This window comes from Synechococcus sp. H55.9 (assembly GCF_047462355.1).
In the GTDB taxonomy this organism is placed as follows: domain Bacteria; phylum Cyanobacteriota; class Cyanobacteriia; order Thermostichales; family Thermostichaceae; genus Thermostichus.
Genome location: NZ_JANSJB010000012.1, coordinates 22,130 through 38,263 on the forward strand (window position 1 = coordinate 22,130; position 16,134 = coordinate 38,263).

Here is a 16,134-nt window from a genome sequence, read left to right on the forward strand (position 1 = left end):
GATCTGCGCCGCTACTGCGAGTGTACACCCGACGACATTCTCCAGATCGACCTGACCAGCCCCAGCGTGCCCACCCTGCAGCTCACCCCTGCCGCCACCCAGGAGCGCTGGAAACACCTGCAGAGGCCCTAGCCTTGCCATGAACCCGGTGCCGGCGGTGGAGGTCAACCAATTGTGGATAGCTTATCCCGGCCATCCGCCGGTGCTGCAAGGGCTGGATCTGCGGGTCGAGGTTGGGCAGCATCTGGGGGTGATCGGCCCCAATGGCGCCGGCAAAACCACTCTGTTCCTCACCCTCTGTGGCCTGTTGCCCCTCTGCTCTGGCCAGGTGAGCTTGTTTGGCCAGCCGCTGCAGCCCGGCCAGTTTCGCCCCGAGGTGGGCTTGGTGTTTCAAGATCCCAATGACCAATTGTTTGCCCCATCGGTGGCCGAAGATGTGGCCTTTGGGCCGCGCAACCTGGGACGTTCTGAGGCGGAGATCGCGACTGCAGTTGAGGCCGCCCTGCAGATGACCGGCACCCTGCACCTGGCCGCTCGCCCACCCCATCATCTCTCCGGTGGGGAAAAGCGCATGGTCGCCATTGCCGGGATCCTGGCGATGCAACCCCGGTTGGTGCTCTACGACGAGCCAACGGCCAACCTCGATTTGCGAGCTCGGCGACGGTTGATGACCTTTTTGCAACAGGCTGCCCACACTTTTCTGCTGGCTTCCCACGATCTGGAGCTGATCCTGGCGGTGTGCGATCAGGTGATTCTCCTAGATCAAGGCCGCATCTGGGCCCAGGGATCCCCGGCCCACCTGATGAGCCAAGCCGACCTCATGGAAGCCCATGGCTTGGAAGTGCCCCCCTCGCTGCGCCGATAACGGCAAAAATTGAACAGATGTCAAGAATTATTTTTGAATTGATAACAATTTTGCCTCTCTTAATCAAAAGCTATCGCGCTAATTAAAAATATTGATTTTCGTCCAGGATTAAATGGGGATATCATTTTGTTAAGTCGGGGGATCCCTTCTCTGGGCCGTCCTCATCGATTTTGTATGATCGATTTTGTGCAAGAAAGATGGGGACTTAGCTTAGAGTTGGCAGCTTTGCCCGCCGGAGTGACAGTTGCGGTTAACGCTGATGGCTCCTACGACCTTTTCTGGCTTCAGTCTGATTGGGTCTGAGGTCGGCGGCTGGGCAGGGCCTTCCCTGTGGGGAGGTCTGTGTCGGCGGGGGTAGGTGTTCTGGGAAAAGCTGTCCATCGAGGTTTGGGCAGAGGATCTCTCAGATGAGTCCGAGGGAGAGTGCAGGATCGAACCCAATAAGCCAAATCAATTTGCAGATCGATTGGCCTTATTGCCGGGTTCGGCAACGTTCAGGAACTGAGTGTTCAAAAGTGGAGAGTTGATATGCCTATTGCAGTTGGAATGATCGAAACCCGTGGGTTCCCGGCAGTGGTGGAAGCTGCCGACGCTATGGTCAAAGCAGCCCGCGTTACCCTGGTGGGTTATGAAAAAATCGGCAGCGGTCGGGTCACCGTGATCGTGCGGGGGGATGTCTCGGAGGTGCAGGCCTCGGTGGCTGCCGGTTTGGAGTCTGCCAAGCGGGTGAGTGGCGGTGAGATTCTCTCCCACCACATCATCGCCCGGCCCCACGAGAACCTGGAGTTTGTGCTGCCCATCCGCTACACCGAGGCGGTGGAGCAGTTCCGCACCTAGTTCCTCTGAAGAGGATTCAGAAGCTGCCCCCGATCCCTAGAGTTCGCACCCCATTTTCAGCGTAAGGAGTACCTATGGCTATTGCAGTTGGAATGATCGAAACCCTGGGCTTCCCGGCAGTGGTGGAAGCTGCCGACGCCATGGTCAAAGCAGCCCGCGTTACCCTGGTGGGCTACGAAAAAATCAGCAGCGGTCGGGTCACCGTGATCGTGCGGGGGGATGTCTCTGAGGTGCAAGCTTCGGTGGCTGCCGGCATTGACTCGGTGAAGCGGGTAAACGGCGGCCAGTTGTTGTCTTGGCACATTATCGCCCGTCCTCACGAAAACCTCGAGTACGTGTTGCCCATTCGCTACACCGAGGATGTGGCCCAGTTCCGCGAAGGGGTGAATGCCATCCGTCCCTTCACCCGTCCCTGATGCGTATCGCCATTGTGCGGGGCACCGTCACCAGCACCCAAAAGGATCCCAGCCTGACGGGCGTGAAGTTTTTGTTGGTGCAGTATGTCGATCTCGAGGGTCAGCCGCAACCCGACTATGCAGTGGCTGCCGATCCGGTGGGGGCGGGCACCGACGAGTGGGTGCTGATCAGCCAAGGCAGCGCTGCTCGCCAGCCGCAGGGAAACCAGACCCGCCCGCTGGATGCGGTGGTGATGGCGATCATCGATACCGTCAGCGTTGGCGGTCGCTCCCTCTACAACAAGCGCGATCAACGCTAGCTGGGATCCCTTAGCTCTCTTGCTGCCCTTGTCCGCCCTACTGTGTTCTAGAGGCTCACGGTTATGCCTGCTCACACCTATGCTGCACCGCCAACGCCTTGGTCTCGCCGACTGGCGGAGCCCCAGATCGATCCCACCGCCTACGTGCATTCTTTTTCCAACCTCATTGGGGATGTGCGGGTGGAAGCGGAGGTGCTGATCGCTCCGGGAACTTCCATTCGTGCTGACGAGGGATCCCCCTTCCACATTGGCGCCCGATCCAACATTCAGGATGGGGTGGTCATCCACGGTCTGGAACAGGGGCGGGTGATAGGAGAAGACGGCCAGCCCTACTCGGTTTGGATCGGCAGAAACACCTCTATTGCCCACATGGCTTTGATCCACGGGCCTGCCTACGTGGGCAACGATTGCTTTATCGGCTTCCGCTCCACGGTGTTCAATGCTCGGGTGGGGGATGGCTGCATCATCATGTTGCATTGTCTGATTCAGGATGTGGAGATCCCCCCCGGCAAGTATGTGCCTTCTGGATCCATCATCACCACGCAGGCCGAGGCCGACCGGCTGCCGGACGTCCAAGATAGCGACGCCAAGTTTGCCCAGCACGTGATCGGCATCAACCAAGCCCTGCGGGAGGGCTACCAGTGCAGCGAAAACCTCGTCTGTATCGCCCCCATTCGCAACGAACTGCAGTCGCGCGCTTCTAACTCAACGGCTACGGAGACAGCACCCATGACCCATTCCTCCCATCGCGCCAATGGCCGGAACGGCGGCGGATCGGCTCTCAAGCCGGAGGTGGTGGAGCAAATTCGCGCCCTGTTGGCCCAAGGCTATCGCGTGGGCCTGGAATATGCCGATGAGCGTCGCTTCCGCACCTCCTCCTGGCAAAGCGGCAGCCCAATTGCCAGCACCCACGAGGCGGAGGTGGTGCAATCGCTGGGGGCCATCCTGGCGGAGCACCAAGGCGAATATGTGCGCCTGCTGGGGATCGATCCCAAGGCCAAACGGCGGGTGCTGGAGCAGATCATCCAAACCCCTGCTGGGCCGGCGCTGGTCTCTGGGATCCCCGGCCGCGTCTCGGCAGCTGCTGCCCCAGGTTCTGGTACATCTGGCTTTCGCTCTGACGCAGGGCTGGAGGAGGAGATCCGGACGCTCTTGGCGCAGGGGTATCGCGTCGGCCTGGAGGTGGCCGATGTCCGCCGCTACCGCACCTCTTCCTGGCAGACTTTGGGCAATTGGAGCGGCTCGGCCCAAGAGATCCTGGCCGCTGTACAGGCGGCCCTGGCCGAACATAGGGGAGAGTATGTGCGCCTGCTGGGGATCGATCCCAAGGCCAAACAGCGGGTGCTGGAGAAGGTGATTCAAACCCCGCAAGGCCAGGTGAGCGGCAGTCCTGCAGGCGGGGGCGCGATGACAGATACAGTTCCTGCGGCAGGTGGCAGTGCTGGCCTGGATCTGGAGGTGCAGGAGGAGGTGCACCGGCTGCTGGCCCAGGGCTATCGCATCGGCTACGAGTATGCCGACGAGCGTCGCTTCAAAACCTCTTCCTGGCAGAGCGGGCCGGCCATTCGTGCCACCCGCGGGCCGGAGGTGTTGGCCAAGCTGACGGCTGCCCTGGCCGAACATAGGGGAGAGTATGTGCGCCTGCTGGGGATCGATCCCAAGGCCAAACGGCGGGTCTACGAGCGCATCATCCAAACCCCTGGCGGCAGGTCGGCGACGGCTTCCGCCCCCGCAACTCAAGGATCCGCTGCTCCCGGTGCTTCTTTTTCTCCCACCCCTGGCACCCGCCTCAGCAGCGAAGTGGTGGCTCAGGTGCAGCAATTGCTCAGCCAAGGCTACCGCATCGGCACCGAACATGCGGACAAGCGCCGTTTTCGCACGTCTTCTTGGCAAAGCTGCAGCCCCATCGAGGCCACCCAGGTGCCCCAGGTGGTGGCGGCTCTGGAAGCCTGCCTGGAGGAACATCGCGGCGAATACGTTCGCCTGCTGGGGATCGATCCCAAGGCCAAACGGCGGGTGCTGGAGCAGATCATCCAAACTCCCTGAGGGATCTCCATTTTTCTTGACCTCTGTTGGCTCAAGCCCAACCCCCCAGCGATGAGGAGCACCTTGGCCTCGACTTTGCCCGACTCCATGACGCTCCGCGCCTTGCCCGGCCAGAACGACGAAACTCGCTATCTTGTCAGTGGTGAGGTGCAGGTGGAGGCGGGGGCAGGCATTGGGGCAGGGGTGCTGCTGCGGGCCAACCCCGGCTGTCGGATCCAGATTGGGCGAGGCGTCTGTATCGGCATGGGATCTGTTCTGCACGCCTGTGGGGGATCCCTCATCGTGGAGGCGGGAGCAACCTTGGGAATGGGGGTGCTGGTGATCGGGCAGGGCACCATCGGCAAAAATGCCTGCATTGGCTCGGAAACCACGCTGCTCAATTGTTCGGTGCTCAGCCAAGCGGTGATCCCTCCCGGCTCCCTGCTTGGGGATCCCACCTATGGTTTCGCTCTCCAGGACGGCAAGCCCACCCAGGCAGAGCCCTCGCCAGCAACAGGGGAAATGGCTCCAGCAACGCGGCCTGAGCCGGTTCCTCCCAGTTCTCCGGTGGCCAACGTCGAAAAGCAAACCCAAGAAAAATCCGGCTCCCCCAAGACCAAGACGCGCAAGCTCAACGGGATCCCCGGCCATTCGGAATTGGATCGCCTCTTGGGCAAGATCTATCCCTATCGGCAGGTGCTTTCCTCTGGGGATGGCCGGCTCTGACGGCTAAACTGGCATGAGTGGTTAGGAGGCCGATGTCAACCTCTCTGGGCCTGATTCAGACGCGCAGCTTTCCGGTCATTGTGCGCATTGCCGACGCCATGACCAAATCGGCAGGCGTGACCCTGATCGGCTTCGAGAAGATCTCAGGAGGCTACTGTACGGCGATTGTGCGGGGGGGAATTGCCGACGTGCGCATTGCCATTGAGGAGGGAATTGAGCTGGCCCGCCAGTTCGAGCAAGAGGAGATCTCCAGTTTGGTGATCCCGCGCCCCCTGCCCAACTTAGAAGCGGTGCTGCCGATTAGCAGCAAGCTGTCTCAACTGGCCCAAAACCGCGGCTACAGCCGCCTCAGCAACTTGGCCGTGGGCCTGTTGGAAACCCGCGGCTTCCCGGCCATGGTGGGGGCTGCCGACACGATGCTGAAAACGGCGGATGTCCAGTTGGCGGCCTACGAGACCATTGGAGACGGCCTCTGTACGGCCATCATTCGAGGCACGGTGGCCAACGTGGCCATTGCCATCGATGCGGGTATGTACGAGGCGGAACGTATCGGCGAGCTGAACGCGGTGGCCGTGATCCCGCGCCCCCTCGACGAGTTGGAGCAGGCGCTGCCGGTGGCCAGTTGTTTTGTGGCCCAGCCCGTTACCCTGCCGGTAACCCTTCCTCAAGTTCAGGAACAGGAAGTGCGGCGCAGCGATGCGGCTGTGGAGCGGATCCCGGTTTACCTGGAGCCGCCTGAAACTCCCTAGCCCCGCCGACCGATCCATCCTCACCCAAGAAAGCCGAGCAAGGCAGAGGGGAAAAGTGCTAGGCTAATCAAAGACCTGGGTCCGTGCAGCTCCGACGCCCAAACCGTGTCAGGATCGGAAGATAGCAGCACCACGGGATGCTCAGAGCAGGCGCGTCAACCCGGGTCGCCCCTTGCTTCTCCATGTTTCTTTCTGCTGGGTCATTCTCGGTCAAGCTTTTCTTCCTTTTGTCCTGGCAGCCCACCACGCTATGTCCGAGACAGATAATCCCCTCGCCAATTGGGCACAGAAGGCTTTCTACTTCGGCATGGGTTTGGCCGCTGTGGCGGCAGACAACGCCGCCAAGGTGGCCGGCAAGGCGGGTAGCCGTCTGCTGGAGCTGCGCAAGCAGGCACAAGCTTTGGTGGACGAACTGGTGGAGCGGGGGGCGATGACTGCTGAAGAGGCGCGGGCCTACATGGATGCCATTGCTGCCAATGCCAATCGCAAGGGGGAGGAAAGGCAAACTGCCGGCCCCCGCAGGATTAACATCGATGACATCAGCGATGCCGAGGTGGAGGCAAGCACTGCCATCGAACTTTCGGAAGCAGCCCGTCTGCGCCAGAAAATTGCCGAATTGCAGGCAGAACTAGACCGCATCAAGAAGGAAGCCAGAAACTCCTGAGCTCGCCATCCCGACTTTGCTAGTGAGGCCAACCGGAGGGAGCAGCCTGGAGGATCCCATCTTGCGAGAGAAAGCGAGAGCTGAGAAAGGGGCGCAGCGCCTGGGGAATGCGAATCGAGCCATCCGGCTGTTGGTGATTTTCCAACAGGGCAGCTAGGGAGCGCCCCACCGCCAAGCCGGAGCCGTTCAGAGTGTGGACGAAGTAGGTGCCTTTTTGCCCGGCCTCTTTGTAGCGCAGGTTGGCGCGGCGCGCCTGAAAGTCCCAGCAGTTGGAGCAACTGGAGATCTCGCGGTACTGATTTTGGGAGGGGAACCACACCTCCAGATCAAAACATCGGGCCGCTGAAAATCCCAGATCGCCGGTACACAGCTCCACCACCCGGTAGGGCAGTTCCAACATCTGCAAGATGGCCTCGGCATCTTGCACCAGCTTTTCGTGTTCGGCTTCCGATTGATCTGGGCGAGTGACCTTGACCAACTCCACTTTTTGAAACTGGTGCAGCCGGATCAGGCCCTTGGTGTCGCGACCATAGCTGCCGGCCTCGCGGCGAAAACAAGGGGTGTAAGCACAGAAGTAGAGAGGGAGGGCTTCCGCAGGGATCACCTCATCCCGGTACAGGTTGGTGAGGGGTACCTCCGCCGTCGGGATCAGCCACAAGTCATCGTCGGCGCAGCGAAAGCTCTCCTCGGCAAACTTGGGCAACTGCCCCGTCCCCTGCAAAGCGGCGCTGTTGACCAACAAGGGCGGGATCACCTCGGTGTAGCCGGCGGCAAGGTGGCGCTCCAGCATCATGGCGATCAAGGCCCGCTCCAGAGCCGCCCCCGCCCCCACCATGGCTACAAAGCGACTCTGGGCCACCTTGACGGCGCGGCCAATCTCCAAGAGACCCAGGTTCTCGGCAATTTCGTCGTGGGGAAGGACGGGATGGGCGGGTTTCAGCTCATCTCCCCAGCGGCGCACCTCCACGTTGTCGGCCGCATCTCGGCCCACCGGCACGCTGGGCAGGGGCAGGTTGGGCAGGGTGAGCAGCCGGGCGCGCATCTCCTCCTCCAGCTCCCGTTCTTGCTGCTCCAGTTGGGCGATCTCGGCCTTGAGATCTGCCCCCTGCTGCCGCAGAGCCGCCACTGCGGAACCTTGGGGATCCGCTCCCTGACGGATGAGCTCGCCGACTTTCTTGCCGAGGCTGTTGCTTTCTGCCTGCAAGGATCCGCGGCGAGTCTCCAACTGGCGCCGCTCCCGATCCAACTGTAGGATCCCGTCCAGATCGACCGTCGCCCCGCGCTTGTCCAGGGCTTGGCGTACCTGTTCTGGGCGATCCCGCAGCAGCTTCAGATCCAGCACAGAGATTGCCTACCCTCGGCTCCAGATACCCAACCTATTTCTTCAGCCAGCTGAACATGGCCCGCAGCTCCTTGCCCACCTGCTCGAGGGGGTGTTCCGCCTCGCGGCGGCGCATCGCCGTAAACCCTGGCTTGCCGGCCTGGTTTTCCAAGACAAACTCGCGGGCAAATTGACCGCTTTGGATCTCGGCGAGGATCCGTTTCATTTCGGCGCGGGTTTGCTCCGTGATGATGCGGGGGCCACGGGTGTAGTCGCCGTACTCTGCCGTGTTGGAGATGCTGTGGCGCATCTTTTCCAGGCCACCTTCGACGATGAGATCCACGATTAGCTTAACTTCGTGCAGGCACTCGAAGTAGGCCAGTTCCGGTTGGTAGCCCGCTTCCACCAGGGTCTCAAACCCCGCCTTGATCAGAGCCGTGAGGCCGCCACAGAGCACCACCTGCTCCCCAAAGAGATCCGTTTCCGTCTCTTCCCGAAAGCTGGTCTCCAAAATACCGGCCCGCGTGCCGCCGATCCCTTTGGCGTAGGCCATGGCCCGCTCCCGCGCCATCCCGGAGGCATCCTGATGGACGGCAAACAGGCAGGGCACCCCTTGACCTTCTTGGTAGGTGCGCCGCACCAAGTGTCCAGGGCCTTTGGGGGCGACCATGATGACATCCACATCTGCCGGCGGCTGGATCTGCCCAAAGTGGATGTTGAAGCCGTGGGCAAAGAGGAGCACGTTCCCCGGCTGCAAATGCGGGCGGATCTCGCTCTGGAAAACGGCCTTTTGCACCTCATCGGGCAGCAGGATCATCACCCAGTCGGCGGCAGCCGCAGCATCTGCTACGGTCTTGACCGTCAACCCGTCCTGCTCCGCTTTGGGCCAAGAGGGGCTGCCGGGATAGAGGCCGACGAGGACGTTGACACCACTGTCGCGCAGGTTGAGGGCGTGGGCATGGCCTTGGCTGCCATAGCCGATGATGGCAACGGTTTTGTCGGCCAGAAGCTCCAGGTTGGCGTCGGGGTCGTAGTAGAGGCGAGCCATGGTCGAGCAGGGGTACTGGGTGTCTTGTGAGCAGGTGCTTGACTAGGATAGCAGGAACCAAGGGATCCCTGAACACTCCAGTTGCCCAGATCAGACTCCGTGATGAACGGTTTTCACCCACCTCAGGCGCTTGGGCTGCACACACATGCGAGCGGTTGTGGCGATCATCACCGGCAGCCAGTGGAGCATGTAGACCAAGCCAAGGGCAGTGTGCCACCAAAGCTGCCGTCCGCGCAAGCCTTCCACGTGACGCAGCCCCCGGTAAAAGGCCACCGTCAGGCAGCCCATCACCAGGGCGTTCAAAGGCAGCAGCACAGAAGAGTGGCCTGTCAACAGCACCCAGAGGGTATCGGGAACCAAGGCCATCGGCAGCAGATACTGAGAAATAAAAAAGGCCCAGAGATCCACCGTTTTGGCCATGCCCATGCGGCGACCGAGGATCCCCGGCCAGTAGTCGAGATAGCGCTGATAGCCTCCTTCCGCCCAGCGGCAGCGCTGATGCCAGAGACTTTTCCAGGAGGTGACTCCTTCTTCAACAATGGCCGGCTCCGTCAAGAAGGCAATATCTACGCCCGCCAGGTGCAGCTTAAAGGTGAGATCCAGATCATCGGTGAGTGTGGCCTCGTTCCAACCACCGCACTTTTCCAAGACATCTCGCCGCACCAATTGGCCGTTGCCGCGTAGCTCGCCAATACCTCTTACGGCCACCCGCTGCTGCTGCAAGTAGGCATCGGAGGCCATTTCCGCCACCTGGCCCAGCGTCCAGAAGTTGACGTTGGGGTTGCCCAGGGCCTTGCGCACCTGAACGGCGCCCACTGCCCGTCTGCTGAAACGGCTGCGCAAGCGGGATGGAGTCCTTCCCACTTGAACAAACAAGGGCAGAGTGCGGACAAGAAAATCGGAGGGCACCACAGCATCGGCATCGCAGACCAGGATGATCTCTCCTTGGGTCAGGGGCAATACCTCGTTGAGGGCACCAGATTTGCCTCCTCCTTGCCCCGGCTGCCGCCGGTAGACCCGTAGGTGCGGGATCTGCTTCTGGGCTTCCCGCAGAACGTCAGGGGTGGCATCGCTGCTGGCATCGTCGATGGCCCACAGCTCCAGATGGCTGGTGGGGTAGCGGAGCTGGGTCAAGCTGTGCAACAGCCGCGGGAGCACTGCGCTTTCGTTTTTGGCCGGGATCAAAACGGCCACGCGGGGCAGGGCCAGCCCACTCAACTCCGCATCCGGCTGCCTCGGTGGGACGGAGCCCTTATCCGTTGATCCAGGATCCCGGCAGGTCACGTCGCCAGAAGGAAGTCGCAGGGGGGGCGGGGAGGCTGCCGGCTGCAGACGAAATAACCGACTGATGTGGATCACCATGAACGTGGCCAACCCCATGGTGATCCAGCGAGCCGTCGGCAGCACATGCATTAGGCTGACCACTCCCCACACCATGGCCAGAACCAGCAGAGCCTTGAGGCGGCGGCGTTGGGCCGAGGTCAGCAGCCAGTCGGGAAGATGCAGATCCTCAAGGGGCTCCGGCTCTGACCAGACGAACTCAGACACAGGAATCCTCCCACGGGCGCCAATGTTAACCACCCCCGCCAACCTATCGGGACTTTATTCCGAAGGCTGTTAAGAGGCTGTTACTTATTGTCACCTATTGTGCCGGCGAAACAGAGTTCTTGAGTTTCTGCAGGCGAGAAAAGTTGGGGATCCCTAGCTCCGGTTCTCCGGCAAGAGGCGAGGAGCCTAGGGGTTGCCGCGAATCTCCTTGATCACCCCATCTTCCAGGAGGATCTCGACCTGCATTTTCTGGATCAGGTTGTCTCCTTTTTGGACGCGGAAGAAGCTCTCCACGTTGCCCTGCAGCACTTCTTGGTTGAGCTCCAGGGTGGTCAGTTGGTTGATCTGTTGCAACAGTTGATTTTTCTGATCCAAGAGCCGGATCTTCTGCTCATTCACGCGGCTTTTCACCGCTTCCACCTGTTGGAGGACTTGGGGGCTGTTGGGGTTAGAGCTCTGTTTTTCCAGTTCGGCAATGGCCCGCTTGCCCTGAAACTCCAGTTGTTGCATCTGAGCATCGGTGGCTTCGATCTGCCGCTCCAATTGCTCCTGCATTTCCTTTTTCCAAAGGGGGGTGACCACCACCTTGATGGGGATGTTGCGCTTAAGCAGTAGCTGAGTGCCGTTGCTGACGTTGTTTTCTTCCATAGAACCTATCCAGGCAGACGACCAACCAAACTGGGATTGTAGAAATCTCCCCTAAAAGCTCTGGGTTTGGGGAAGAGGAGCTCAACAGAAGGAATTTTCCCCCGCCGAGCCGGAGAATCCATCTATTTATCCTACTGGCTGGGATCCCCGCAGTAAAGTCTCGGCTGGGGGGAAATGGCGGTTTTGGTTAAGGATCTTGAAGGCCGCTGCCCTGCGGCGGCGCAGATTCGGCTAGCGTGAAAGACGGTGTTCTCGGATTTTGCAGCAGCCATGAGCGAACTGGCCTCAACTCCCTGGCAACCCTCGGCTGGGGCTGCCCGGCCGGTGCGGATCGCCTCCCGCAAAAGCGAGCTGGCCTTGGCCCAGACCCACTGGGTCATGGAGCAGTTGCAGGCCCACCATCCGGGGTTGCCCCTAGAGCTGCACACCCTTTCCACCCAGGGAGACATCATCCTGGATGTGGCGCTGGCCAAAATCGGCGACAAGGGCCTATTTACCAAGGAGTTGGAGGTTAGCCTGCTCAACGGCAGCAGCGACCTGGCGGTGCACAGCCTCAAGGATTTGCCCACCCGCTTGCCAGAAGGCTTGGTGTTGGGGGCCATCACCCGGCGGGAGGATCCTCTGGACGCTTTGGTGGTGCGGGAGGAGCTGCGCGGCTACCACCTGGCCACCCTACCAGCAGGGACGGTGATCGGCACTTCCTCTTTGCGGCGACTGGCCCAACTGCGCCACGCCTTTCCCCACCTGCAGTTTAAGGACGTGCGGGGCAACCTCAACACTCGCTTGGCCAAGCTGGATCGGGGGGAGTACGACGGCCTGATCTTGGCGGTGGCCGGGCTAAAGCGCCTGGGCCAAGCACAGCGGATCCACGAGGTGCTAGATCCCAGCGTGTCCTTGTACGCCGTTGGCCAGGGATCCCTCGGCATCGAGTGCCGGCAGGGGGACGAGCGGATCCTGGAGCTCATTCAACCCTTGGCCGATGGGGAGGCCACAGCCCGCTGTTTGGCCGAGCGAGCTTTCTTGCGGGCGCTGGAGGGGGGCTGTCAGGTGCCCATCGGCGTCCACAGCCAAGTCCAGGGGGAAGAGCTGCACCTAACCGGCATGGTGGCCGACCTAGAGGGGCGACGGCTGATCCGCGATACCCAAACGGGATCCACTGCCGCTCCGGAAGCGGTGGGAATCTCCCTGGCGGAAAAGCTGAAGCAACAGGGGGCCGACGAAATCCTGCAGGCCATTTTTGCCCAGGCTCGCCGCTAGACTGCCTGGTTTTCAGGGTCGCGGAGCCGGCGGTAGGGATCGGTTTAGCCGCTGCTCAACCTTCAGCCCCACCCAGATCACGCCGATCCCGCAGGCCACCAACACCGCCGACTTGGCCAAGAGGCCGGTCTCGTACTCGAAAAAGCGGGTCAGCACCACCAGGGTTAGCCCCAATAGCCCCTGCCAGAAGCGCCCCCGCAGCCCCTGCTGCAACCCTTCCCAGCAGAGGATCGCCGACAACCCCACCAGCAGCAGGGTTAGGATCCAGGGGGCAACAAAGGCCAGGGCCACTCTTGAGGTCAAGTCCCCAGAAACAGCATTGCTGATCACCAGCAAAAGGGCCAGGGTAATCAGGGAGAGGAAAACGACGGCATCCTTGAGCCAGGCGGAAATGGGCTGGGATCTCTTGGCCTGCCACCCCTGCCACCAGCCCCAGCCAGCCAGCAGCAGCAACCCTGCCGCCGACAAGCTTGCCCAGGGATCCACAGCTTGGAACAGAGGTGAGGGGTCGGGATCCCAGTCCCAGGGGTCACGGAAGCTCCAGACGTAGAGCAAGAAACCCAGCCCCAGCAAAGCCAGGCCCTCCGCCGTCGGGATCAGATCCAAGCCTTGCTCCTGCTCGCCATCCTGGCCATTTTCTCCGGTCAAAATCCGGCTTAGCCGGTAACCATGGCGTTGGTGCCAAAAGCCCAGGCCCCAGACAACGGCAAGACCAAGCAGCAGCCAGAGGGTCAAGCCTTCTCCAGAGCTGTCCCAGACCTCTGCCGACCTTTGTAGCGCCAGGCCGAAGTCCACCAAAGCCAGGGCAAAGATCCAGCGGGAGCGGCACCCGTAGGCAAGGGGCAGCAAGAGACCAAGGGCCAGCCAGGGGTAGAGGGGATCCAGAGCCGAGCGGATCCCCCTCTGCCACAGGTCAGTCATCCCGGCCAGGGCGAATAAGAGACAGGCCAGGACGCCACTGGGGGTGTGGAACAAGCTGTAGGCCACGGCCAAGCTGCCCAGCCCCCAGCCCAAGAACAAGCCCGCCGGGGATCCCCCGATTTGAACCCACTGGGCCATCAGGCCAATGGCGGCCCCCAAAGACAGCTCGCCCGCCACCAACAAAGCGCTGCCCAAGCGCGGGGATCCCTGCTGCCAAAGTCGCAAGCCGGCCACCTGCAGTCCCACCGTGAGGGCCAGGGATCCCAAGGCTCTGGCCGAGCGGGGAATGGCGTCCCAGTTGGCGGCCACGAAGGAGATCACCCCCAAGCCCACCAGCACGGCGCCCAACAGCAGCAGCACCAGGGTAAAGCGGCTGGCGGCTGTTCGCGGCAAGCTATCGAGTTGGTAGTACTCCCGCAGGCGATCCCGCTGCGCCGGCTGAATCAGCCCCTGCTCCACCCAGGTGTCCAACAGGTCGGCCAGTTGGCGGCGGAAGCGGTCGTCGGGGCCAGAGGAGCGGGGAGAAGTCATGGCACCCTCACCCCCTGCCCCTCTCCCGCGCTGCAGGAGAGGGGAGATTGGGATCAGTAGCCTGGAGCACTCGCTGCAGCACCTCTTGGTAGCCGGCTGCTGGATCGCCGAGATCAAAGCGAAAGAGGTCTTTATCCAACACCCGCGGCTCAGTCCCTTCTAGATCCCACAGGCGGCAGGTGTCGGGGCTGATCTCGTCCGCCAGCCAGATCTCCCCTTGCTCGTCCAGGCCAAACTCCAGCTTAAAGTCCACCAGCTCCAGCCGGCAGCGCTGCCAGAAGTTGCGAAGGTGAGTGTTGACCGCCAAGGCCAGGGATCCCAGCTTCTCCACTTGCTCTGGCGTGGCCAGGTGCAACAGGCGGATGTGGTCGGGGGTTACCAAGGGATCCCCCAAGGCGTCGTTTTTGTAGTAGAACTCCACCAGCGGCGGCTGGATGGGCAGGCCCTGCTCCAGGCCTAGGCGCCGGCAGAGGCTGCCGGCCGTGCGGTTGCGCACCACCACTTCCAAGGGCAGGATCCGCAGGGCGCGCACCTGCATCTCTCGGGGGCCGGTCTGGGCCAAAAAGTGGTTGCGGATGCCCTGCTGCGCCAGGTAGGCAAACACCCGGCTGGAGACGGTGCAGTTGACCTCCCCTTTGCCGGCGATGGATCCCCGCTTTTGGGCGTTGAAGGCCGTGGCGTCGTCTTTGTATTGGCAGAGGTAAACCTGGGGATCGGCGGTGCGGTAGACCCGCTTGGCCTTGCCCTCGTAGAGGAGCTCTGGGGACGTGGGCGAGGATGGCATGGGCAACCCCTAATAGCCGGTCAGCCGTCCGCGGATCCCTTGCCAAAGGGTAATGGCGAGGATGCGCAGATCCAGCCACAGAGACCAGTTTTGCACATAGTAGAGATCATACTGGGTGCGGCGGGCAATGCTGGTGTCTCCCCGCAGGCCGTGGATCTGAGCCCAGCCGGTGAGGCCACTTTTCACCAAATGCCGATCCGGATACTTGGGGATCTCCTGGCTAAATTGCTCCACGAAGTAGGGCCGCTCCGGGCGGGGGCCCACCAGGCTCATTTCCCCCTTCAAGACGTTCCAAAGCTGGGGCAGCTCGTCCAGGTTGGTGCGGCGCAAAAAGGCTCCTATCTTGGTTCGGCGCGGATCCCCGGGGCGCGTCCAGCCCGGCTGGCCGGCTGCCTCGGCATCCACCCGCATGGTGCGGAACTTGGCAATCCAAAAGCGGCGCCCATCCAAGCTCACCCGCTCCTGCCAATACAAGATGGGGCCGGGGCTGCTGCAGGCCACCAGCAGGGCGATGACCAAAAATAAGGGGCTGAGCAACACCAGGCCCAGGGAGGCCCCTAGGATGTCTACCGCTCGCTTGAGGAAACGGTTGTGGGCGTAGCGCAGAGGGGGCTGGCGCAGCGTCAGCAGCGGGATCCCGTCCAGGGACTGGAGGCTGAAGTTCACCGTCAAAAAACCAAGGATATCTGGCACCAGCCGCACCTGCACCGACAGGGCCTGCAAGCTGAGCAACAGAGGTGCATTGGCCAGCTCCGGCTGCCCAAACCACACCTCTTCGATCTCGGGGTGAGCCTGCACATAGGCCACCAGGTGGCTGGGCTCCAGCCGCTCCAGCTTCTGCAGAGGCTCTGGTTCCGGCGCCGAGGGATCCCCGGCCACGGCCCAAGCCTTAATCTCAAACCCCAAGGCTGGGCAGCGCTCCAGCCGCTCCAGCACCTCAGCCAAGAGCAGGCCGGATCCCACCCAGATGACCCTTCGCCGCCCCTGGCCGTGGGCATACAGCCAGCCCATGCCCAGCCGCAGCAGCGCCCGCATCCCCGTCAAGCCGAGCAGGGCCAGCAGGCCGGCATAGCCCACCACCAAGCGCGACAGCGAGACGGAGCGCACGAAAAAGGCCCCCGCCAACACCAAGCCAAAGGTCACCCCCAGCCCCAGCAGCAAACTGGCCCATTCCTCAAAGCGAGATAGGCGCTTCGATTCGCCGTATCCTCCCAAGCCGGCCTGAACGCCCCAATAGCTAAGGACTGTCAACAACCCCAGGCCAGCATAAACATCCCAGGGCAAAAGCTGGTGGGGGCGCAAGCTGCGCAGCCAATAAGCCGCCCCGAAGGCCAGCCAAATACAGAGCCCATCCCCCAAACAAGCCAAGGGCACCCACAGGCGATGCGGATCCAAGCTCAGGGTGTAGCCGCGAAAGAAACCCGTCCCGCCAGCGCGATTGGCCAAGAGCTATCTCCTCCAGCAGTTAAGACTGGAAACAATCCTACAGAAAAGG

At 61.8% G+C, this 16,134-nt stretch carries 16 protein-coding genes and 1 other RNA gene; 10 read left to right on the forward strand and 7 right to left on the reverse strand.

All coding sequences use genetic code 11. From position 1 onward, the window contains the following. The first annotated feature begins 139 nt into the window (after positions 1–139). The 9 genes from NW857_RS03135 to NW857_RS03175 all read left to right on the forward strand — a co-directional run bounded on the left by NW857_RS03135 (position 140) and on the right by NW857_RS03175 (position 6,581). A complete protein-coding gene (locus NW857_RS03135; RefSeq protein ID WP_414333183.1) occupies positions 140–865 on the forward strand; it encodes an energy-coupling factor ABC transporter ATP-binding protein in 726 nt (241 codons plus the stop codon). A gap of 528 nt (positions 866–1,393) precedes the next feature. Beyond that, positions 1,394–1,702, forward strand: coding sequence for a carbon dioxide-concentrating mechanism protein CcmK (locus tag NW857_RS03140; RefSeq protein WP_011430450.1), 309 nt, complete (start codon positions 1,394–1,396; stop codon positions 1,700–1,702). A gap of 74 nt (positions 1,703–1,776) precedes the next feature. Continuing rightward, positions 1,777–2,118: a carbon dioxide-concentrating mechanism protein CcmK gene (locus NW857_RS03145; protein WP_011433395.1), complete on the forward strand. Its 342-nt coding sequence runs from the start codon at positions 1,777–1,779 to the stop codon at positions 2,116–2,118. Then, the gene (locus NW857_RS03150) at positions 2,118–2,417 is read left to right on the forward strand and encodes a EutN/CcmL family microcompartment protein (protein ID WP_414333186.1); all 300 of its coding nucleotides are present in this window, start codon (positions 2,118–2,120) and stop codon (positions 2,415–2,417) included. The genes NW857_RS03145 and NW857_RS03150 overlap by 1 nt, the downstream gene beginning before the upstream one ends. 63 nt (positions 2,418–2,480) lie before the next feature. Further along, positions 2,481–4,463: a ribulose bisphosphate carboxylase small subunit gene (locus NW857_RS03155; RefSeq protein WP_414333188.1), complete on the forward strand. Its 1,983-nt coding sequence runs from the start codon at positions 2,481–2,483 to the stop codon at positions 4,461–4,463. Positions 4,464–4,526: 63 nt separating this feature from the next. After that, entirely contained in the window at positions 4,527–5,168 is a 642-nt protein-coding gene (locus NW857_RS03160; protein ID WP_414333190.1) for a hypothetical protein, read from the forward strand. Between the two features lie 32 nt (positions 5,169–5,200). Then, on the forward strand, positions 5,201–5,917 hold the full coding sequence (locus NW857_RS03165) for a carbon dioxide-concentrating mechanism protein CcmK (protein ID WP_414333192.1): 717 nt from the start codon (positions 5,201–5,203) through the stop codon (positions 5,915–5,917). Between the two features lie 72 nt (positions 5,918–5,989). Then, positions 5,990–6,087, forward strand: an RNA gene (gene ffs / locus NW857_RS03170) — signal recognition particle sRNA small type. An 80-nt stretch (positions 6,088–6,167) separates the two neighbouring features. Then, the gene (locus NW857_RS03175) at positions 6,168–6,581 is read left to right on the forward strand and encodes a hypothetical protein (RefSeq protein ID WP_414333194.1); all 414 of its coding nucleotides are present in this window, start codon (positions 6,168–6,170) and stop codon (positions 6,579–6,581) included. Positions 6,582–6,600: 19 nt separating this feature from the next. Here the strand turns inward: NW857_RS03175 and serS are convergent, their stop codons facing one another. From serS to NW857_RS03195, 4 genes are all read right to left on the reverse strand, one after another. Then, entirely contained in the window at positions 6,601–7,923 is a 1,323-nt protein-coding gene (gene serS, locus NW857_RS03180; protein WP_414337797.1) for a serine--tRNA ligase, read from the reverse strand. A gap of 34 nt (positions 7,924–7,957) precedes the next feature. Beyond that, on the reverse strand, positions 7,958–8,950 hold the full coding sequence (ilvC, locus tag NW857_RS03185) for a ketol-acid reductoisomerase (RefSeq protein ID WP_414333196.1): 993 nt from the start codon (positions 8,948–8,950) through the stop codon (positions 7,958–7,960). 90 nt (positions 8,951–9,040) lie between these two features. Beyond that, positions 9,041–10,498, reverse strand: a complete 1,458-nt coding sequence (locus tag NW857_RS03190) for a glycosyltransferase (protein WP_414367915.1) — start codon at positions 10,496–10,498, stop codon at positions 9,041–9,043. Positions 10,499–10,684: 186 nt separating this feature from the next. Further along, complete coding sequence (locus NW857_RS03195) at positions 10,685–11,146, reverse strand: YlqD family protein (protein ID WP_414333200.1); 462 nt, start codon at positions 11,144–11,146, stop codon at positions 10,685–10,687. 270 nt (positions 11,147–11,416) lie between these two features. Between NW857_RS03195 and hemC the strand changes: the two genes are divergently transcribed. Continuing rightward, positions 11,417–12,403 carry a hydroxymethylbilane synthase gene (gene hemC / locus NW857_RS03200; RefSeq protein ID WP_414333202.1) on the forward strand — a complete coding sequence of 329 codons (987 nt, stop codon included), beginning with the start codon at positions 11,417–11,419 and terminating at the stop codon, positions 12,401–12,403. A 12-nt stretch (positions 12,404–12,415) separates the two neighbouring features. Here the strand turns inward: hemC and NW857_RS03205 are convergent, their stop codons facing one another. Genes NW857_RS03205 through NW857_RS03215 form a run of 3 tightly spaced genes read right to left on the reverse strand, consistent with a single transcriptional unit; the run spans position 12,416 to position 16,085 of the window. After that, positions 12,416–13,855, reverse strand: coding sequence for a DUF2157 domain-containing protein (locus tag NW857_RS03205; protein ID WP_414367918.1), 1,440 nt, complete (start codon positions 13,853–13,855; stop codon positions 12,416–12,418). A gap of 7 nt (positions 13,856–13,862) precedes the next feature. Continuing rightward, positions 13,863–14,639: a phosphoribosylaminoimidazolesuccinocarboxamide synthase gene (gene purC, locus NW857_RS03210; RefSeq protein ID WP_414367920.1), complete on the reverse strand. Its 777-nt coding sequence runs from the start codon at positions 14,637–14,639 to the stop codon at positions 13,863–13,865. A 9-nt stretch (positions 14,640–14,648) separates the two neighbouring features. Beyond that, the gene (locus NW857_RS03215) at positions 14,649–16,085 is read right to left on the reverse strand and encodes a sugar transferase (RefSeq protein WP_414333207.1); all 1,437 of its coding nucleotides are present in this window, start codon (positions 16,083–16,085) and stop codon (positions 14,649–14,651) included. Between the last annotated feature and the right edge of the window lie 49 nt (positions 16,086–16,134).